16 protein-coding genes are annotated in these 14828 nt (G+C 71.1%); 14 read left to right on the forward strand and 2 right to left on the reverse strand.

Features of this window, described 5'->3' with window-relative positions; all coding sequences use genetic code 11:
* Positions 1-5 precede the first annotated feature (5 nt).
* Entirely contained in the window at positions 6-785 is a 780-nt protein-coding gene (locus RBS12_RS17520) for a 3-oxoacyl-ACP reductase (RefSeq protein ID WP_307967432.1), read from the forward strand.
* Positions 778-1500 carry a gamma-glutamyl-gamma-aminobutyrate hydrolase family protein gene (locus RBS12_RS17525; RefSeq protein WP_307967433.1) on the forward strand — a complete coding sequence of 241 codons (723 nt, stop codon included), beginning with the start codon at positions 778-780 and terminating at the stop codon, positions 1498-1500. The genes RBS12_RS17520 and RBS12_RS17525 overlap by 8 nt, the downstream gene beginning before the upstream one ends.
* Positions 1501-1649: 149 nt before the next feature.
* Here RBS12_RS17525 and malQ read toward each other — a convergent pair whose 3' ends face one another.
* Positions 1650-3821, reverse strand: coding sequence for a 4-alpha-glucanotransferase (malQ, locus tag RBS12_RS17530; RefSeq protein ID WP_307967434.1), 2172 nt, complete (start codon positions 3819-3821; stop codon positions 1650-1652).
* Positions 3822-3931: 110 nt separating this feature from the next.
* Between malQ and RBS12_RS17535 the strand changes: the two genes are divergently transcribed.
* The 3 genes from RBS12_RS17535 (at position 3932) to RBS12_RS17545 (ending at position 5903) form a co-directional block, all read left to right on the forward strand.
* Positions 3932-4225, forward strand: coding sequence for a flagellar FlbD family protein (locus RBS12_RS17535; RefSeq protein ID WP_307967435.1), 294 nt, complete (start codon positions 3932-3934; stop codon positions 4223-4225).
* Positions 4226-4237: 12 nt separating this feature from the next.
* The gene (locus tag RBS12_RS17540) at positions 4238-5038 is read left to right on the forward strand and encodes a MotA/TolQ/ExbB proton channel family protein (protein ID WP_307967436.1); all 801 of its coding nucleotides are present in this window, start codon (positions 4238-4240) and stop codon (positions 5036-5038) included.
* Between the two features lie 64 nt (positions 5039-5102).
* Positions 5103-5903, forward strand: a complete 801-nt coding sequence (locus RBS12_RS17545) for a flagellar motor protein MotB (protein WP_307967437.1) — start codon at positions 5103-5105, stop codon at positions 5901-5903.
* Positions 5904-5917: 14 nt separating this feature from the next.
* Here the strand turns inward: RBS12_RS17545 and RBS12_RS17550 are convergent, their stop codons facing one another.
* Positions 5918-6319, reverse strand: a complete 402-nt coding sequence (locus tag RBS12_RS17550; RefSeq protein WP_307967438.1) for a hypothetical protein — start codon at positions 6317-6319, stop codon at positions 5918-5920.
* Between the two features lie 251 nt (positions 6320-6570).
* Between RBS12_RS17550 and RBS12_RS17555 the strand changes: the two genes are divergently transcribed.
* Genes RBS12_RS17555 through RBS12_RS17595 form a run of 9 tightly spaced genes read left to right on the forward strand, consistent with a single transcriptional unit; the run spans position 6571 to position 14825 of the window.
* Positions 6571-7488: a flagellar motor switch protein FliM gene (locus tag RBS12_RS17555; protein WP_307967440.1), complete on the forward strand. Its 918-nt coding sequence runs from the start codon at positions 6571-6573 to the stop codon at positions 7486-7488.
* Positions 7485-8165 carry a flagellar motor switch protein FliN gene (gene fliN, locus RBS12_RS17560; protein WP_307967441.1) on the forward strand — a complete coding sequence of 227 codons (681 nt, stop codon included), beginning with the start codon at positions 7485-7487 and terminating at the stop codon, positions 8163-8165. Before RBS12_RS17555 ends, fliN begins: the two co-directional genes overlap by 4 nt.
* Entirely contained in the window at positions 8166-8669 is a 504-nt protein-coding gene (gene fliO / locus RBS12_RS17565; RefSeq protein WP_307967442.1) for a flagellar biosynthetic protein FliO, read from the forward strand.
* Positions 8670-8676: 7 nt separating this feature from the next.
* Positions 8677-9534 carry a flagellar type III secretion system pore protein FliP gene (fliP, locus tag RBS12_RS17570; protein WP_307967443.1) on the forward strand — a complete coding sequence of 286 codons (858 nt, stop codon included), beginning with the start codon at positions 8677-8679 and terminating at the stop codon, positions 9532-9534.
* Positions 9535-9536: 2 nt separating this feature from the next.
* Positions 9537-9812 (forward strand): flagellar biosynthesis protein FliQ, encoded by a 276-nt coding sequence (gene fliQ / locus RBS12_RS17575; RefSeq protein ID WP_307967444.1) that lies wholly within the window; start codon positions 9537-9539, stop codon positions 9810-9812.
* The gene (locus RBS12_RS17580) at positions 9809-10582 is read left to right on the forward strand and encodes a flagellar biosynthetic protein FliR (protein WP_307967445.1); all 774 of its coding nucleotides are present in this window, start codon (positions 9809-9811) and stop codon (positions 10580-10582) included. The genes fliQ and RBS12_RS17580 overlap by 4 nt, the downstream gene beginning before the upstream one ends.
* Before the next feature lies 1 nt (position 10583).
* Complete coding sequence (locus RBS12_RS17585; protein ID WP_307967446.1) at positions 10584-11714, forward strand: EscU/YscU/HrcU family type III secretion system export apparatus switch protein; 1131 nt, start codon at positions 10584-10586, stop codon at positions 11712-11714.
* Positions 11711-13753, forward strand: a complete 2043-nt coding sequence (locus tag RBS12_RS17590; RefSeq protein ID WP_307967447.1) for a flagellar biosynthesis protein FlhA — start codon at positions 11711-11713, stop codon at positions 13751-13753. Before RBS12_RS17585 ends, RBS12_RS17590 begins: the two co-directional genes overlap by 4 nt.
* Complete coding sequence (locus RBS12_RS17595) at positions 13731-14825, forward strand: hypothetical protein (protein WP_307967448.1); 1095 nt, start codon at positions 13731-13733, stop codon at positions 14823-14825. The genes RBS12_RS17590 and RBS12_RS17595 overlap by 23 nt, the downstream gene beginning before the upstream one ends.
* Positions 14826-14828: the final 3 nt, after the last annotated feature.

A 14828-nucleotide genomic window follows, 5' to 3' on the forward strand; every position in this document is an offset into this window, starting at 1 on the left:
GAAACATGGGAAAGCTCGACGGCAAGGTTGGCGTCATCACGGGCGGCTGCAGCGGGATCGGCCTCGCGACCGTGCGGAAATTCGCGGCTGAGGGCGCGAAGGTCGTCATCGCGGACCTCGACGAGGTGCGCGGCAAGGAGATCGCCGACGAGGTCGACGGCTCGTTCGTGCGGGCCGACGTGACGGACGCGGACGACGTCGCGGCGATGTTCGCGCACGCGAAGGAGACCTACGGGCGCATCGACATCGCGTTCAACAACGCGGGGATATCGCCCGCGGACGACGACTCGATCCTCAAGACCGGCATCGACGCCTGGGATCGCGTCCAGAACGTCAACCTCACGAGCGTGTACCTGTGCTGCAAGGCGGTGCTGCCGTACATGCTCGAGCAGGGGAGCGGCTCGATCATCAACACGGCCTCCTTCGTGGCCATCATGGGCGCCGCGACGTCGCAGATCTCCTACACCGCCTCGAAGGGCGGCGTGCTCGCGATGACGCGCGAGCTGGGAGTGCAGTTCGCGCGCAAGGGCATCCGGGTCAACTCGCTCTGCCCCGGCCCGGTCAACACGCCGCTGCTCCAGGAACTGTTCGCGAAGGACCCCGAGCGCGCCGCGCGGCGCCTCGTCCACGTCCCGATGGGTCGCTTCGCCGAGCCCGAGGAGATCGCGAACGCCGTCGCCTTCCTCGGGAGCGACGAGTCGAGCTTCATCACGGCGACGGACTTCCTCGTGGACGGCGGGCTCTCGAACGCGTACGTCACGCCGCTGGAGTCCGACTTTGAGTGACACTCCCGTCATCGGCCTCACGACCTACCGCCAGCCGGCCGATTGGTCGACCTGGCGGCGGGTCGAGGCCGACCTCCTGCCGTCCGACTACGCACGCTCCGTCGAGCGCGCGGGCGGCATCCCCGTGCTCCTGCCGGCGTTCGCGACGGCGGACGCCGCGGCGGCCGCCGTCGACCGCCTCGACGGGCTGCTCCTCGCGGGAGGCGCGGACATCAACCCGGCCCGCTACGGCCAGGCGCCGCACGAGAGCATTGCCGGCTGGTACGACGAGCGCGACGCCTCGGAGCTGTGGCTCCTCGCGGCGGCCGACGCGCGGGAACTCCCCGTGCTCGGCATCTGCCGGGGCATGCAGCTCATGGCTGTCGCGGCCGGGGGGACGCTCGTGCAGCACCTGCCCGACGTCGTCGGCCATGCGCGGCACGCGGGGGGCGACAGCGAGTATTCCGCCGTGCCCGTCTCGGTGGGGCCCGGGCACCGCATCTCCGAGCTCATCGGAGGGGCCGTGCTCGCGCCCTGCCACCACCACCAGGCCGTCGCGACGCACCCCGCGTACGTCGCGACGGCGCGCGACGGCGACGGCGTGCTCCAGGCGATGGAGGCGCTCGGCTCGCGTTTTGCTGTCGGCGTCCAGTGGCACCCCGAGACTGCGGACGATCCGGGTCTGTTCAAGGGGCTCGTCGCGGCCGCGCGGGAGTACGCGGAGCGGCGGGCGTAGGCACGCGAGCTCGGTGACACGCTGGCCGCGGCGGACGACGGCGTGTCGCGCCGTCGTCCGCCTCAATGATGGGGAGGTTGGCGCAGAAGCTGGGGAGGTCGGCGCAGAAGCTGGGGAGGTCGGCGGAGGGCCGGCCGGCCGCCGGCGCCCTAGCCCCCCAGTGCCCCCCGCACCGTCGCCGTGAGCGAGGCGAAGCGGGGGTTCGCCGCGAGTTCGTCCAGCAGGACCGCCTGGCCATCCGGGCCCGCGAGCGGGATCCGCCAGTTGGGGTATTCGAGATGCGTACCGGGCTGATTCTGGGTGCGGGTCTCGCCGACGGCGTCGACGAGCGCGACGCCGAGCAGGGACGACGGCGTGAGCGCCGTGAACGCGTACAGCGCCTCGACGGTGCGCTGCACCTCCTCAGGCGAACGACGGCGGCCTGGCCCACCGCCGTCGCCGTGGTCGCCGTCGCCGTGGTCGCCGTCGCCGTGGTCGCGGTCGCGCGGAGACAGGAGCCCCCTCTCCCGCACGCGCTCGAGGACGGCCTCCTGCTCCGTGGCGTCGGCGGCGAGTTCCTCCTCGACCGGCCGGCGCAGGAGCCCGAGCGACTCGCGCAGGGTCACGTGCTCGCCCGCGAGGTAGCCGGCCGTGGGCGGGAGGTCGTGCGTGTTGACGCTCGTGAGGCACTGCTGCCGGTACCGTTCGGGCGCAAGGGGGCCGCCGCCGTCGTGCTCGAACCACAGGATCGAGGTGCCGAAGATCCCACGCTCGGCGAGGTAGTCGCGCACCCACGGCTCGAAGACGCCGAGGTCCTCGCCGATCACGATCGCGTCCGCGCGCTGCGCCTCGAGCGCAAGGATGCCGACGAGCGCCTCGTGGTCGTAGTAGACGTACGTGCCCTCCTCCGGCCCGGCGCCTTCGGGGATCCACCAGAGCCGGAAGAGGCCGAGGACGTGGTCCACGCGGATCCCGCCGGCGTGGCGCAGGATCGTGCGCAGCATGTCCCGGAAGGCCGCATAGCCGGAGGCCTCGAGGCGGCCTGGGTGCCACGGGGGCTGGCTCCAGTTCTGACCCTGCTGGTTGAAGACGTCCGGCGGGGCGCCGACTGTGACCCCCTGGGCGAGGACGTCGGACAGGATCCACGCATCGGCTCCGTGCGGTTCGACGCCGACGGCGAGGTCGTGAACCACGCCGATCCCCATGCCGGCGCGCGTCGCGGCGCGCTGGGCCGCCTCGAGCTGCTCGTCGCAGATCCATTGGAGCCAGCGGTAGAACTCGATGCGCCCGGCCAGCGCGTCGCGCTGCTGGTCGGCGCCGGCCCACTCGGGTGCGTCCGGCGATAGCTTCTCTCTGAGCGCGCACCACAGCGCGAAATCGTCCAACCCGGAACCGTGCTCGGCGCAGAACCGACGGAACTGGAGCTCGCGCGCGGGGCTTCGGGGCACGCGCGAGAGGAGTTCGAGCGCGGCCAGCTTGGCGGCGAAGCTCGTGTTCCGGTCCAGGAGGCCCGCCGAGTGGTTCGCGGGCTGCGTCCGCGCGGCGAGCCCTTCGACCTGGTCGCGGGCCGCCGCAGCGAGATAGCCGTACTCGTCGATCTCCTCGACGCGGACGTACAGGGGGTTGAAGAACCGGCGGGTCGCGGGCAGATAGGGCGAATCTTCGATGGGCGGCGTCGGCGCGGCCGCGTGGAGGGGATTGACCAGGACGAAGCTGGCGCCCTCGGACCCGGCGATCGCGGCGAGGTCGGCCAGGTCGGCGAAGTCCCCAATGCCCCACGAGCGCGACGAACGCACCGAATACAACTGCGCCATGAGACCCCAGTGGCGCCGCTCGAGGAGCCGCTCCGTCGTGTGGAGCCGTGCGGGGGTGACGACGAGCGGGCACTCGGCCGATCCGCCCAGGGCCTCGGCGTGCAGCGAGTGCCAGCCGAGCGGGAGGTCGCGGGGGAGCGCGAAGGTCGCGCGGCCGGTGAGGACGCCGTCGACGACGCGTGGCTCCTCCCAGTCCTCCTCCTGCGTGACCTCGTGGCGGCTCCCGTCCTCGGCCGTGATCCAGACCTCGACTTGGCTCCCGTGGCTCACATGGACGTGCACCGAGCGGTCCCCGCCCTCGCGCTGCACGACGATGGGCGGCAGGAGCCGTCGCCACGGCGCGAGCTCGGCGTCGCGGAGGCCCCGTTCGAGGTCGTCGGGGCTGTCTGCGGGGACCCCGAGCGCCGTGAGGACCTTGCGGAGCGTTTCGTGGGAGACCGGACGGTCGACGCCGTCCCAGCCGTAGAAGGACGTCGCGACGCCATGGCGCCGCGCGAGGTCGAGGAGGAGTTCGGTTCCGTCCGCCATGGGTTCACTGTATGGGGCCATGCCTAACTTCGTCTCCCGGCCCGCCGATAGTGGTCTGCGACAGCACCCAGCTGCCATCCCGCCACGAGCCCTCGACCAGAAACGGTTCCATGATCGTCGTCACCCGCCTCAACGGGTCCCGCTTCGCGGTCAACCCGGATCTCATCGAGCGCATCCAGGAGAACCCTGACACGACGCTCGTGATGATCGAGGGCACCACGTACGTGGTGCGGGAGACGCTTGCCGAGGTCATCGAGCTCATCGCGGGCTACCGCGCGCGCGTCCTCGCGACCGCCCGCGGCCTCCCGGCGGTGGAGGGCCAGCGGCTCAGCGTCGTCCGGAGCCCAGCGGACGACGACGGAGCCCGCCCGGGTGCCACACCCCTGCGGCCGGCGCAGCGCTAAGGAGGACAGCTCGTGGATCCCTCGGTCGTCATCGGCCTTCTTCTCGCGTTCGGTTCGGTCGTCGCCATTGTGACGATGGAGGGCGCGAGCATTTCGGCGCTCCTCCTGCCGCCGCCCATGATCCTCGTGTTCGGCGCGACGCTCGCCGTCGGCCTCGCCGGGAACACGCTCAGGGACACGGTCCAGGCGTTCAAGGCCGTCCCCAAGGCCCTGCTCGGCAAGGCGCCGAGGCCGCAGGAGAGCATCGACAAGATCATCCAGCTCGCCGAGAAGGCTCGCGCTGAGGGCCTTCTCGCCCTCGAGTCCGAGGCCACGGACACGAAGGATCCGTTCCTCTCGCGTGCGCTCCAAAACGTCGCAGACGGCACCGACGCCGAGGAGCTGCGCATCATGATGGAGGACGAGATCGGCACGAAGGCCCGGGCCGACCACGCAAGCTCGAAGTTCTTCGCGGCGCTCGGCGGCTACGCCCCGACGATCGGCATCATCGGCACGGTTGTCTCGCTCACCCACGTCCTCGAGAACCTCTCCGATCCCGGAAAGCTCGGCCCCATGATCGCGAGCGCGTTCGTCGCGACGCTGTGGGGCCTCCTCTCGGCCAACTTCATCTGGCACCCGTTCTCGTCCCGCATCGCGCGCCTCTCCGAGCTCGAGGTCGAGCGGATGACGCTCATCATGGAGGGCGTCCTCGCCGTCCAGGAGGGCGCGCAGCCCATGCTCCTCGCCGACCGCCTCCGGGCGATGGTCCCGGACCACCATTTCAAGGGGAACGGGAAGGCGGACGCGAAGGAGAATGCGCGGGCCGCGGCGTGAGGGTGACGTCAGGTCGGCGCCGTGCGGGGGGACAGCGTGAGAGGTACAGCGTGAGGGGGACAGCGTGAGCCGGCGCCGCCGCAAGCCACAGAGGAAGCCCGAGGCCTTTCACGTCGACGAGCGATGGGCCGTCTCCTACATGGACATGATCACGGTCCTGTTCTGCCTCTTTGTCGTGCTCTTCGCGATGTCCGCCGTCGACCAGAACAAGTTTGAGAAGCTCCGCAATTCGCTCGCGACGGGCTTCGGCACGACCATCTCGGACAAGATCGACACCGCGTCCGGCACGGTGGTCCCGCCGGACAAGGCGAAGGACGGCGCCGAGGGCTTCGCGAGCCTCGATCTCGCCCTCAAGGAGGTCGACCGGCTGACGGGACTCATGAACCAGATGAACGCGCGGCTCACCGCAGCGGGCCTCGCGCAGGACGTCCAGTTCCAGATCGACCAGCGCGGCCTCACCGTCAAGCTCGTGGGATCCCAGACGTTCTTCGAGCCGGACCAATCGAGCCTCACATGGCGCGCGGATCAAGTGCTCGACGCCGTGACCCCAGCCATCGTGCCGACGCCCCTCGACGTCTCCGTCGAAGGCCACGCCGCCAACCTCATCACTGCCTACCCGTCGGTGTGGGAGCTCTCGTCGGAACGCGCGACCAAGGTGCTGCGATACATGGTCGAACGCGACGGTCTCCCGGGCGCACGCATCGGCGCGACGGGCTTCGGGGCGTCCCGCCCCGCGAACTCGGACCAGACCGAGGCGGACCACGAGCAGAACCGGCGTGTCGACGTCGTCGTCCTCTCCGACCAGCCCGAAGCGGTACGGGCGCTCATCCCGGAGGCGCTCAAGGCGCGGCTGGCGGGGAAATAGCGGGCTGCGATCAGTCAGTTCTGTGAATCAGCCCGGAGATATCGCCGCAGGCCGGGAATGGCGAAATCGACTTTGCCGTATCCTGCTGATTCGATGAGGCCGGCATCCAAGAGCCTCGTCCGGTAATTGGAGACGAGGTTTGATTTGGCTCCGAGGCGGTGGCCGATGTCGCCGACTGCCGATGGGCCGACGTCTTCGGCCATCGCGCGCAGGAATTCAAGGTCTTTGGCTGAAGCCGCGGCGAGGGCGGCTTCGATGACCGTGCGCACATGACGGCGGTTGGCGGCTTCGAACGCCCGGTGCGCCGTTGCCGGGTCGACTGATCCACCACTGTTCTCAGCCTCTTTCCAGAGGAAATAGCCGACGAGTTGGATGAGGAACGGATATCCGCCAGTCGCTTCTGCGGCCTGGCGCATTAGCTTGGGCTCGATTGTGAAGCCTGCCGCGGAGAACGTCTCAGTGAATGATGCCTCAACGTCTCGGACCGCAGCGGCGTGAAGGTCGATTTTGTCGGCCCGCCGAAGGAATGTTGCAACACCCTCGTTGAGGAGATCCGATACTGTGCGGGCTCCTTGTGAATGCCTGTGTATCTTGTGTATCTTGTGTATCTTGTGAGTCTAGCGTCAGCGACCTTACGCCCGCCCGCCGCCTGCCGATAGTCGCCGCTGTGACCGTGCAGGACCTCGAAGCGCCAGCCCCGAAGACCGTCGAGGCCTACGATTTTCGGCGCCCCACGACCCTCGCGCGCGAGCACAGCCGCACCCTCGAGGTCGGCTTCGAGACGTTCGCGCGCCAGTGGGGCACGCAGCTCACGGCGAAGGTGCGCGTGAAGTCCACGGTCTCAACCGAGTCGGTCATCATGCAGACCTACGACGAATACGTGGCCTCGCTCCCCTCAACCACCGCGATGGTCCTGTGCGCCGCGGACCGGATCTCAGCCAGCTCCGGCAAGATGGTCATCCAGTTCCCGACGACGGCGGCGCTCGGCTGGGTCGCGAGGATGCTCGGCGGCCACGGCGACAAGTCGGGCCTCGACCGCAAGTTCACGCCTCTCGAGCACGCGCTCATCAAGAGCCTCATGGACGAGGCCCTCGAAGACCTCTCGTATTCCCTCGGGGGCCTCCTCGAGGGCGATGCTCGCGTCGAGGCGATCCAATACAACTCCCAGTTCGCGCAGGCCGCCGCGACGACGGACCTCATGATCGTCGTCGCGTTCATGGTCCGCGTCGGCGATTCGGCCTCGGACGCGACGCTCGCGATCCCCGCCGACGCGCTCCTGCCGCAGCTCGGCGCCGTCAACCCCATGGCGAGCAGCGCGAACGCCTTCGAACTCGTGGGCGGGCAGATCGCCCAGGTCCCCGTCGATGTCGCGGTTCGCCTCGCGCCCGCCGCGGTGACCCCGGCCCAGATCCTCAAGCTCGCCGTCGGGGACTTGCTGTTCCTCCCGCACGCCGAGCATGAGCCGTTCGACGTCTCGGTGGGCGGCAAGAACCTCGCGCAGGCGATGGTCGTCCGCAAGGGCTCCCGCGTCGCCGCCCGCATCGTCGCCTCGACTCCGACCCCCACCGAGGAGAACCACCCGTGAGCAGTCTGGCCCTCCACGCCTCCGCCGCCGATCGCCTCGCGGCGTCCCTCCCGGTCCCGGGCCTCGCCGTCACCGGGACGGTCGGAGCGGGTGCCGCGCCTGAGTACGCGGCCCTCGTTTCGGCCTCCTTCGTGGGAGCGCTCACTGCTGACTTCGCGCTCGCGCTCGCCGACGCGGGCTTCGTCGCCGGGGCTGGCGGCGGCCCGGGGGCGAGGGCGACGGCGGTGCTGCGGCCCGCCTTCGAGCGCGCCGCCGAGGCGCTGCGAGACGGCGTCCTGTCCGACCTTGCCGACGGCGACCCGGCGGGCGTCTTCGCGGATCCCGACGCCGCCGTCTTCGAGATCTCGGACGGCGCCGCGCCGTTCGGCTGGTTCGCCGTGCGCGTTCGGGAGCACGTGAACTCAGCCGCGACCCCGGACGCGTTCGCCGGCCGCCTGGGCCGGATCCACGACGTCGAGATGGCACTCACGGTCGAGATCGGCCGGACGCGCATGAGCGTCCGCGACGCGCTCTCGATGGAGCCGGGCAAGGTCATCGAGCTCGACCGCTCGGCCGGCGCGCCCGTCGACGTGCTGCTCAACGGGCGGAAGATCGCGCTCGGCGAGGTCGTCGTCGTCGACCAGGACTATGGCGTGCGCATCACGCGGATCCTGGACGTGGCCGAGGCGCCACGCTGAATGGACTCACTTCTCCTGGGCCTGCGGGTCCTCGTCTCCCTCGCGGCGGTGCTCGGCCTCATGTGGCTCCTGCACCGCCGCCTCCGCCGTGGCGCGGCGCCCGCGCGCGCGAAGGCCCTCGCGGTCGTGTCCCGGCAGGCGGTGGGGTCGAAGGCCTCCGTGGTTCTCGTCGAGGCCGACGGCCGACGCTTCCTGCTCGGCGTGACGGAGCACGGGATCAGCGTGCTGCACACTGCTGAGGCGCCCTCCCCGTGTGACGCGCCCGATTTCGCGGGCGCCGCGACGGCCCCGGAAACCCGGGCGACGGCGGTGCTGCCGCTCCCGACCGCGTCGGGGCGGCGTGCGGCGCGGCTCGCGGAAGGCGGGGCCGCAGCCTTCGGCGACGCGCTCGACACCGAGCTCGAGCGGCAGCCGCGAGTCCAGCAGCCGATGGCTGGCTCCATCCTTGACCTCGGCACGTGGCGGCAGGCCGCGGATGCCCTGCGGACCGGTCGGCGGAAGTGACCCGGCCGTGAGCCTGGCCGGGGCCCGCCCCCGCGCCGCGAACGCGACGGCGCGGATCGCCGTCGTCGTCCTTGGTGCCCTCGCGGCCGCCTGCGTGCTTGTGCTGCTCGCGGCGGCCGCCAGTCACGCCGCCCCCGGCGGGCCGACGCTCCCGGCCGGCCCCGCGACGCCGTCGCCCGCCCCCGCGCCGTCGAACGGGCCCCCGAGCATCCAGCTCAACGCGCCGGACAACGGCCCGTCGGCCGCCGTCGTCACCCTCATCGGCATCACGCTGTTCTCGGTCGCGCCCGCCCTCCTGCTCATGATGACGTCGTTTACGAAGGTCTTCGTCGTGCTCGCGATGACGCGCAACGCGCTCGGGCTGCAGAACGTCCCGCCCAACCAGGTGATCGCGGGGCTCGCGCTCTTCCTCTCGCTGTTCATCATGTGGCCGGTCGTCAACGACATCAACAACGGCGCCGTCCAGCCCTACCTCAACGGGCACCTCGACTTCGGGGGCGCGTTCAACGCCGCGACGGGGCCGCTCTCGAAGTTCATGCTCGCGCACACGCGGCAGGAGGACATCGCGCTCATGCAGCGCGCGGCGGGCCTGCCGAACCCCGCGACCCCGGACGCGACGCCGCTCCAGACGCTCATCCCCGCGTTCATGATCTCGGAGCTCCGCGCCGCGTTCATCATCGGCTTCGTCGTGTTCGTGCCGTTCCTCATCATCGACCTCGTCGTCTCCGCGGCGCTCATGTCGATGGGCATGATGATGCTCCCGCCCGTCATGATCTCGCTCCCGTTCAAGATCCTCCTGTTCGTGCTCGTGGACGGCTGGGACCTCGTCATCACGTCGCTCATCCAGAGCTATCGGGGAGGCTGAGCGTGAACTCGTCCGCCGTCCTCGACATCTGCCTCCAGGCACTCATCGCCGCCGCGAAGCTGTCCGCGCCGGTCCTCGTCACGAGCCTCGTGGTCGGCCTCGCGATCTCGCTCGTCCAGTCCGTCACCCAGCTTCAGGAAGCCACGCTTTCCTTCGTGCCGAAGGCCGTCGCGGTCGCGATCGCGCTCGTCGTGTGCGGGAACTGGATGATCTCCGAGATGGTCGGCTTCACGAACGACCTCTTCGCCCGCATCCCCTCGCTCCTGAGCTCGCCGTGAATACCCCGGTCTTCAATGTTCCGATTGACCAGGCCTTCATCGAGGCCGTCATCCTCGCGGCCGTCCGCGTGACCGCCTTCCTCTTCGTCGCGCCGCCCTTCGCCCACAACGCGTTCCCGGCCCGCATCAAGGCGATGCTCGGCGTGGGCCTCGGACTCGCCGTCGCGAATCGCGCGGGGGCCGGGTACGGCGCGCGGGATGCGGCCGGGTTCGTGACCGGCCTCGTCCTCGAGCTCGTGACCGGGCTCGCGCTCGGCTTCCTCGTGTACCTCGTGTTCGCGGCCGTCCAGTCCGCGGGATCCCTCATCGATCTCTCGGGCGGCTTCCAGCTGGCCCAGGGCTACGATCCGCTCAACATGGTCAACGGCGCCCAGTTCACGCGCCTGACCCACATGGCCGCACTCGCGCTGCTCATCTCGTCCGACGGCTACCAGCTCGTGATCGGCGGACTCGCGGGCACGTTCGGGTCGCTTCCGCTCGCGGGCGGCCTCGACCTCGCCCACCCCGTGCAGGCCATGACGACGGCGGTGAGCGGCCTCGTCGTCGACGCACTCCAGATCGCGGGGCCGCTCATGGTCGTCCTGTTCCTCGCCGATCTCGGCCTCGGCCTCCTCACCCGGGTTGCGCCGGCGCTCAACGCGTTCCAGCTCGGCTTCCCGCTCAAGGTCCTCATGACGCTCATGCTCGCGGGCGTCCTCTTCCTCGCGCTCCCGCGCATCGTGTCCTCGCTCGCGCAACAGTCCGCTCGGCTGCTGCTGGGGGTGGGGTGAAATGGCGGACACACAGGAGCGCACCGAGCGAGCCACCGAGAAGCGCCTACGCGAGGTCCGGTCGAAAGGCCAGCTATCGCGCTCGCAGGACCTCACGGCGTGGCTCGCCGTCGGGGCAGGCGCCCTCATGCTCCCGTCGACGATCGCCGCCGCCTCGAACGCGGGCGCCGCGCAGCTCTTCCGCGTGCGCTCGGTCGTCGCGAGCCCCGACCCCGGGACGGCGATGACGGCGCTCGGGGACGGATTCGGCTCGCTGGCCGGGACCGTCGGGCCGCTCGCCGCCGTCGTCTTCCTCACGGTGCTCGTGGGCGCCGCGGCCCAGGGCGGCGTGCACGCGCGGCGATTCGCGCCGTCGTTCGAGCATTTCAACCCGGTCGCGGGGTTCAAGCGGATGTTCGGCGTCCAGGCGCTCTGGGGCGGGGCCAAGGCGCTCGCGAAGACCGCCGTCGTCGGCCTCGTGCTGTGGGGCGTCGCGCAGGGGCTTATGCCCGTGCTCCTGTCGGCGGGCGCGTTGCCGCTCGCCGGGGTGCTCGCGGCCGCGAACGACGGCGCGGCCTCGCTCATCCGCTTCGCCGTCGCCGCGGGGCTCGTGCTCGCCGGCGCGGACGTGTTCGTCGTCCTCCGTCGCAACCGGGCGAAGACCCGCATGACGAAGCGTGAGCTCAAGGACGAGTCCAAGAGCTCGGACGGGGATCCGCTCATTCGCGCGCAGCGCCGCTCGCGCCAGCTCGCGATGTCGCGGAACCGCATGATCGCCGCGATCGCGGGGGCCGACGTCGTCCTCGTCAACCCAACGCACGTCGCCGTCGCCCTCGCATACGAGCCGGGGAAGTCGGCGCCGCGCATCGTCGCGAAGGGGGCAGGCGTGGTCGCGGCCCGCATCCGCGAGGAGGCCGAGGCGAAGCGCGTGCCGATGGTCCAGGACGTCCCGCTCGCACGGGCGCTGCACGCTGCGTGCGAGCTCGGCCAGGAGATCCCTGTTGAGTTCTACACCGCCGTCGCGGGCGTGCTCGCGTTCGTCATGGCGCTCAAGGCGCGCGGCGCGGCCGCGGGGCTGCACACACTGCCGGCCCGCCCGTCCCTCCCGAACTCCCGGCCCGCGCCAACCCAACCCCCAGGAGCCCGCGCATGAACCGGAACCTCGCCCGCCTCGCCGTCCCCGTCGGCATCGTGGGGATCGTGCTCCTGCTCGTCGTGCCGGTGCCGGCACCGGTCCTCGACGTGCTCATTGTGTGCAACATCCTGCTCGCGCTCGTGATCCTCCTGACGAGCATGTTCGTGAAGAAGCCCCTCGACTTCTCGGTCTTCCCGTCCCTCCTGCTCGTCGCGACGCTCTTCCGGCTCGGCCTCAACGTGGCCTCGACCCGGCTCGTCCTCGGGCAGGGCTACGCGGGGCAGGTCATCGACGCGTTCGGCAAGGTCACGGTGGGCGGATCGATGATCATCGGCGCGGTCGTGTTCGTGATCCTCGTGGTGATCCAGTTCGTCGTGGTCACAAAGGGTGCCGAGCGTGTGGCCGAGGTTGGGGCACGCTTCACGCTCGACGCGATGCCCGGCAAGCAGATGGCGATCGACGCCGACCTCAACGCGGGACTCATCACCGACGTCGTCGCGCGGCGGCGGCGCGCCGAGGTCTCCGCGGAGGCCGACTTCTACGGCGCGATGGACGGCGCGTCCAAGTTCGTCAAGGGCGACGCGATCGCGGGGATCGTCATCATCATCGTCAACATCGTGGGCGGCCTCGGCGTCGGCATGGCCCAGCGCGGGCTCTCGATCACGGACGCCCTCAACACGTACTCCCTCCTCACGATGGGCGACGGCCTCGTCTCCCAGATCCCTGCCCTGCTCATGGCCGTCTCGACGGGCATGATCGTCACGCGCTCGAACGCGGAGGCGGACCTCGGCCAGGCCGCGTCCTCCCAGCTCGCGCAGTCCCGCACGGCGCTCCTCATCGCGGGGATCGCCGCCGTCGTCATGGCGCTCATCCCGGGCATGCCGCCCCTGCCGTTCCTCGGCGTGGGGGGCGCCTTGATCTTTGCGTCGCGCCGGATCAGGCCGGCGGACGACGGCGCCGCCTCCTCTGAGGGGGGCGGCACCCCGGGCGCGGGGGAGCCCGATCCGAACCAGCGGCTCCTGGAAGAGATGCGCGTTCACCCCCTTGAAATCCTGCTCGCGCCAGATCTCGTCGACCTCGTGGGCGGCTCGGCCGACGATCTGCTCGCGCGCGTGAAGTCGCTCCGGCACAAGATCGCGATGGACCTCGGCGTCGTCATCCCGCCCGTCCGCACCCGCGACTCCGTCGAGCTCCCGCCGTCGACCTACGCGATCCGCATCGCCGGCGTCGAAGCGGGCCGCGGCACGGCACCGCCGGGCAAGCTCCTCGCCCTCGGCGACTTCCTCGACGCGCTCCCGGGCGCGGCCGTCGTCGAACCCGTTTTCGGGCTCGCCGGGAAGTGGGTGCCCGCGGAGATGCGGCACAGCGCCGAAATGACGGGCGCGACCGTGATCGACCGCGCGAGCGTGCTCGTCACGCATCTCTCCTCGATCGTGACGGCCAATGCGTCGCGCCTGCTCTCGCGGGAGGACGTGCGGGTGCTGGCCGAGGGCGTCAAAGCGGGGAGCCCGGCCGCCGTCGAGGAGCTCACCCCGGGGCTGCTCTCGCTCGCGGAGATTCACCGCGTGCTCCAGGGCCTCCTCGCCGAGCAGGTGCCGATCAACGACCTCACGCGCATCTACGAGGCGCTCACGCTCCGCGCGAAGGCCTCGACCGAGCCGGAGGGTCTCATCGAGGCCGCCCGGCTCGCGCTCGGCCCGGCGCTCGTGGGGCGGCACCTGGACGGGGGCAGGCTCACGGTCATCACGATCGAACCCGTCCTCGAACAGAGCCTCGTCCAGGACCTCCGCCCCGCGGACACCGGGACGCAGCTTGTGATGGAGCAGCCGAAGCTGGACGCGATCATGACGTCCCTCAGCTCCGCCGTCGCCGCGGCCGAGTCCGCGGGAAGGAGTGCCGTCCTCGTGTGCGCGCCGGTGCTCCGGCCTGCCGTCCGGAAGCTCGTGCCGCTGCCGCCGGGCGGCGTGCCGGTGCTCTCATACGCCGAGGTCACGTCGACAAACGTGAACATCGAGACGATCGGGGTGGTGCGCCTTGCCTCAGCAGTACCGGCTTAGCGGCGGATCGCTCGAGGCCGTGGCCCGCACGGCGTCCGAGCTGTACGGGCCGAAGGCGCGAATCGTGAGCGCCGAGCGGGTGCTCGACCCGGGATTCGGCGGGCTCCTCGGCCGGCGCCACGTCGAGGCGATGGTGCTCGTGCCGGACGACCACGGCGGGCAGCACGCGCCGGACGGCGATGGCGGGCGGCTCGAGCCGCCGTCGTCCGCGCCGTCGTCCGGGCCGCACACATTCCTCGCAGCCCGCGGCGGGATCGCGGCGCTCCTCGAGGAGGCTGAGCGCGCCGAGGACGTCCTTCAGAGCGAGACGGCTGAGCCCGCCGACGGCCGGCCTGCGGATGACAGGCCTGCCGACGCTCAGCGCGCCGAGGCCCGGCGCGCTGATCCTTGGTCTGCCGACGTCGGGCCCGCCGAGTCCCGGCGCGCCGTCGCCGGGCCCGCCGAGTCCCCGCGCGCCGTCCCCGGGCGCGCCGCTGGCCAGGCCGCCGTCTCGACGCAGACGGAGGGCTTCGACGTCGTCCTTGCGCGCTTGCGAGAAGAGACCTCCGTTGTCGATGAGCCCGTACCGGCCCTGCTCGGCGAGCCCGGGGACCTCGTGCTCGTCCTCGGACCGAGCCCGGCCGTGTTCGACGTGGCCAGCTCGATGGCGCGCAGCGCGCCGCAGTGGGTATGTGCCGCCGTCGGTCCCGCCGTCGGTCCCGCCGTCGCTTCGGGCGCGGCACCCGACTGGCCCGCGCTCACCGGGCCTCGTGATGCCACCGCGGCCCGCGCCCGAGCCGTCGAGGCGGGAGTGGCCGTGCTCGCGGTCGGCACGCTGACTCCGCTCGAGCCCATCACGGCCCAGCTCCGCGAGGCTCTCGCGCTCCACCCCGATCAGGTGTGGCTCGCCATCGACGCTCGCCACAAGCCCGACGAGACGGCAGACTGGGTCGACGCCGTTGCGGAGCGACTCCCGGTCGACGCGCTCGCCGTCGTCGGCGCTCGCGAGACCCGCACGGCGTACACGGTCAACGGGCTGGGAATCCCCGTAGGCTGGGTGGATGGCCACGCGGCACCACGGACGGTGCTCTGACAG

Origin of the sequence: Sinomonas sp. ASV322 (assembly GCF_030908245.1) — a bacterium.
In the GTDB taxonomy this organism is placed as follows: Bacteria; Actinomycetota; Actinomycetes; order Actinomycetales; family Micrococcaceae; genus Sinomonas.

Bases quoted from the DNA above. Each gene is read 5' to 3' on its own strand.
- RBS12_RS17520 (WP_307967432.1), top strand. From the start codon at position 6: ATGGGAAAGCTCGACGGCAAGGTTGGCGTCATCACGGGCGGCTGCAGC.
- malQ (WP_307967434.1), bottom strand. From the start codon at position 3,821: ATGGCGGACGGAACCGAACTCCTCCTCGACCTCGCGCGGCGCCATGGC.
- RBS12_RS17535 (WP_307967435.1), top strand. From the start codon at position 3,932: ATGATCGTCGTCACCCGCCTCAACGGGTCCCGCTTCGCGGTCAACCCG.
- RBS12_RS17550 (WP_307967438.1), bottom strand. From the start codon at position 6,319: ATGCGCCAGGCCGCAGAAGCGACTGGCGGATATCCGTTCCTCATCCAA.
- fliO (WP_307967442.1), top strand. From the start codon at position 8,166: ATGGACTCACTTCTCCTGGGCCTGCGGGTCCTCGTCTCCCTCGCGGCG.
- RBS12_RS17585 (WP_307967446.1), top strand. From the start codon at position 10,584: ATGGCGGACACACAGGAGCGCACCGAGCGAGCCACCGAGAAGCGCCTA.
- RBS12_RS17590 (WP_307967447.1), top strand. From the start codon at position 11,711: ATGAACCGGAACCTCGCCCGCCTCGCCGTCCCCGTCGGCATCGTGGGG.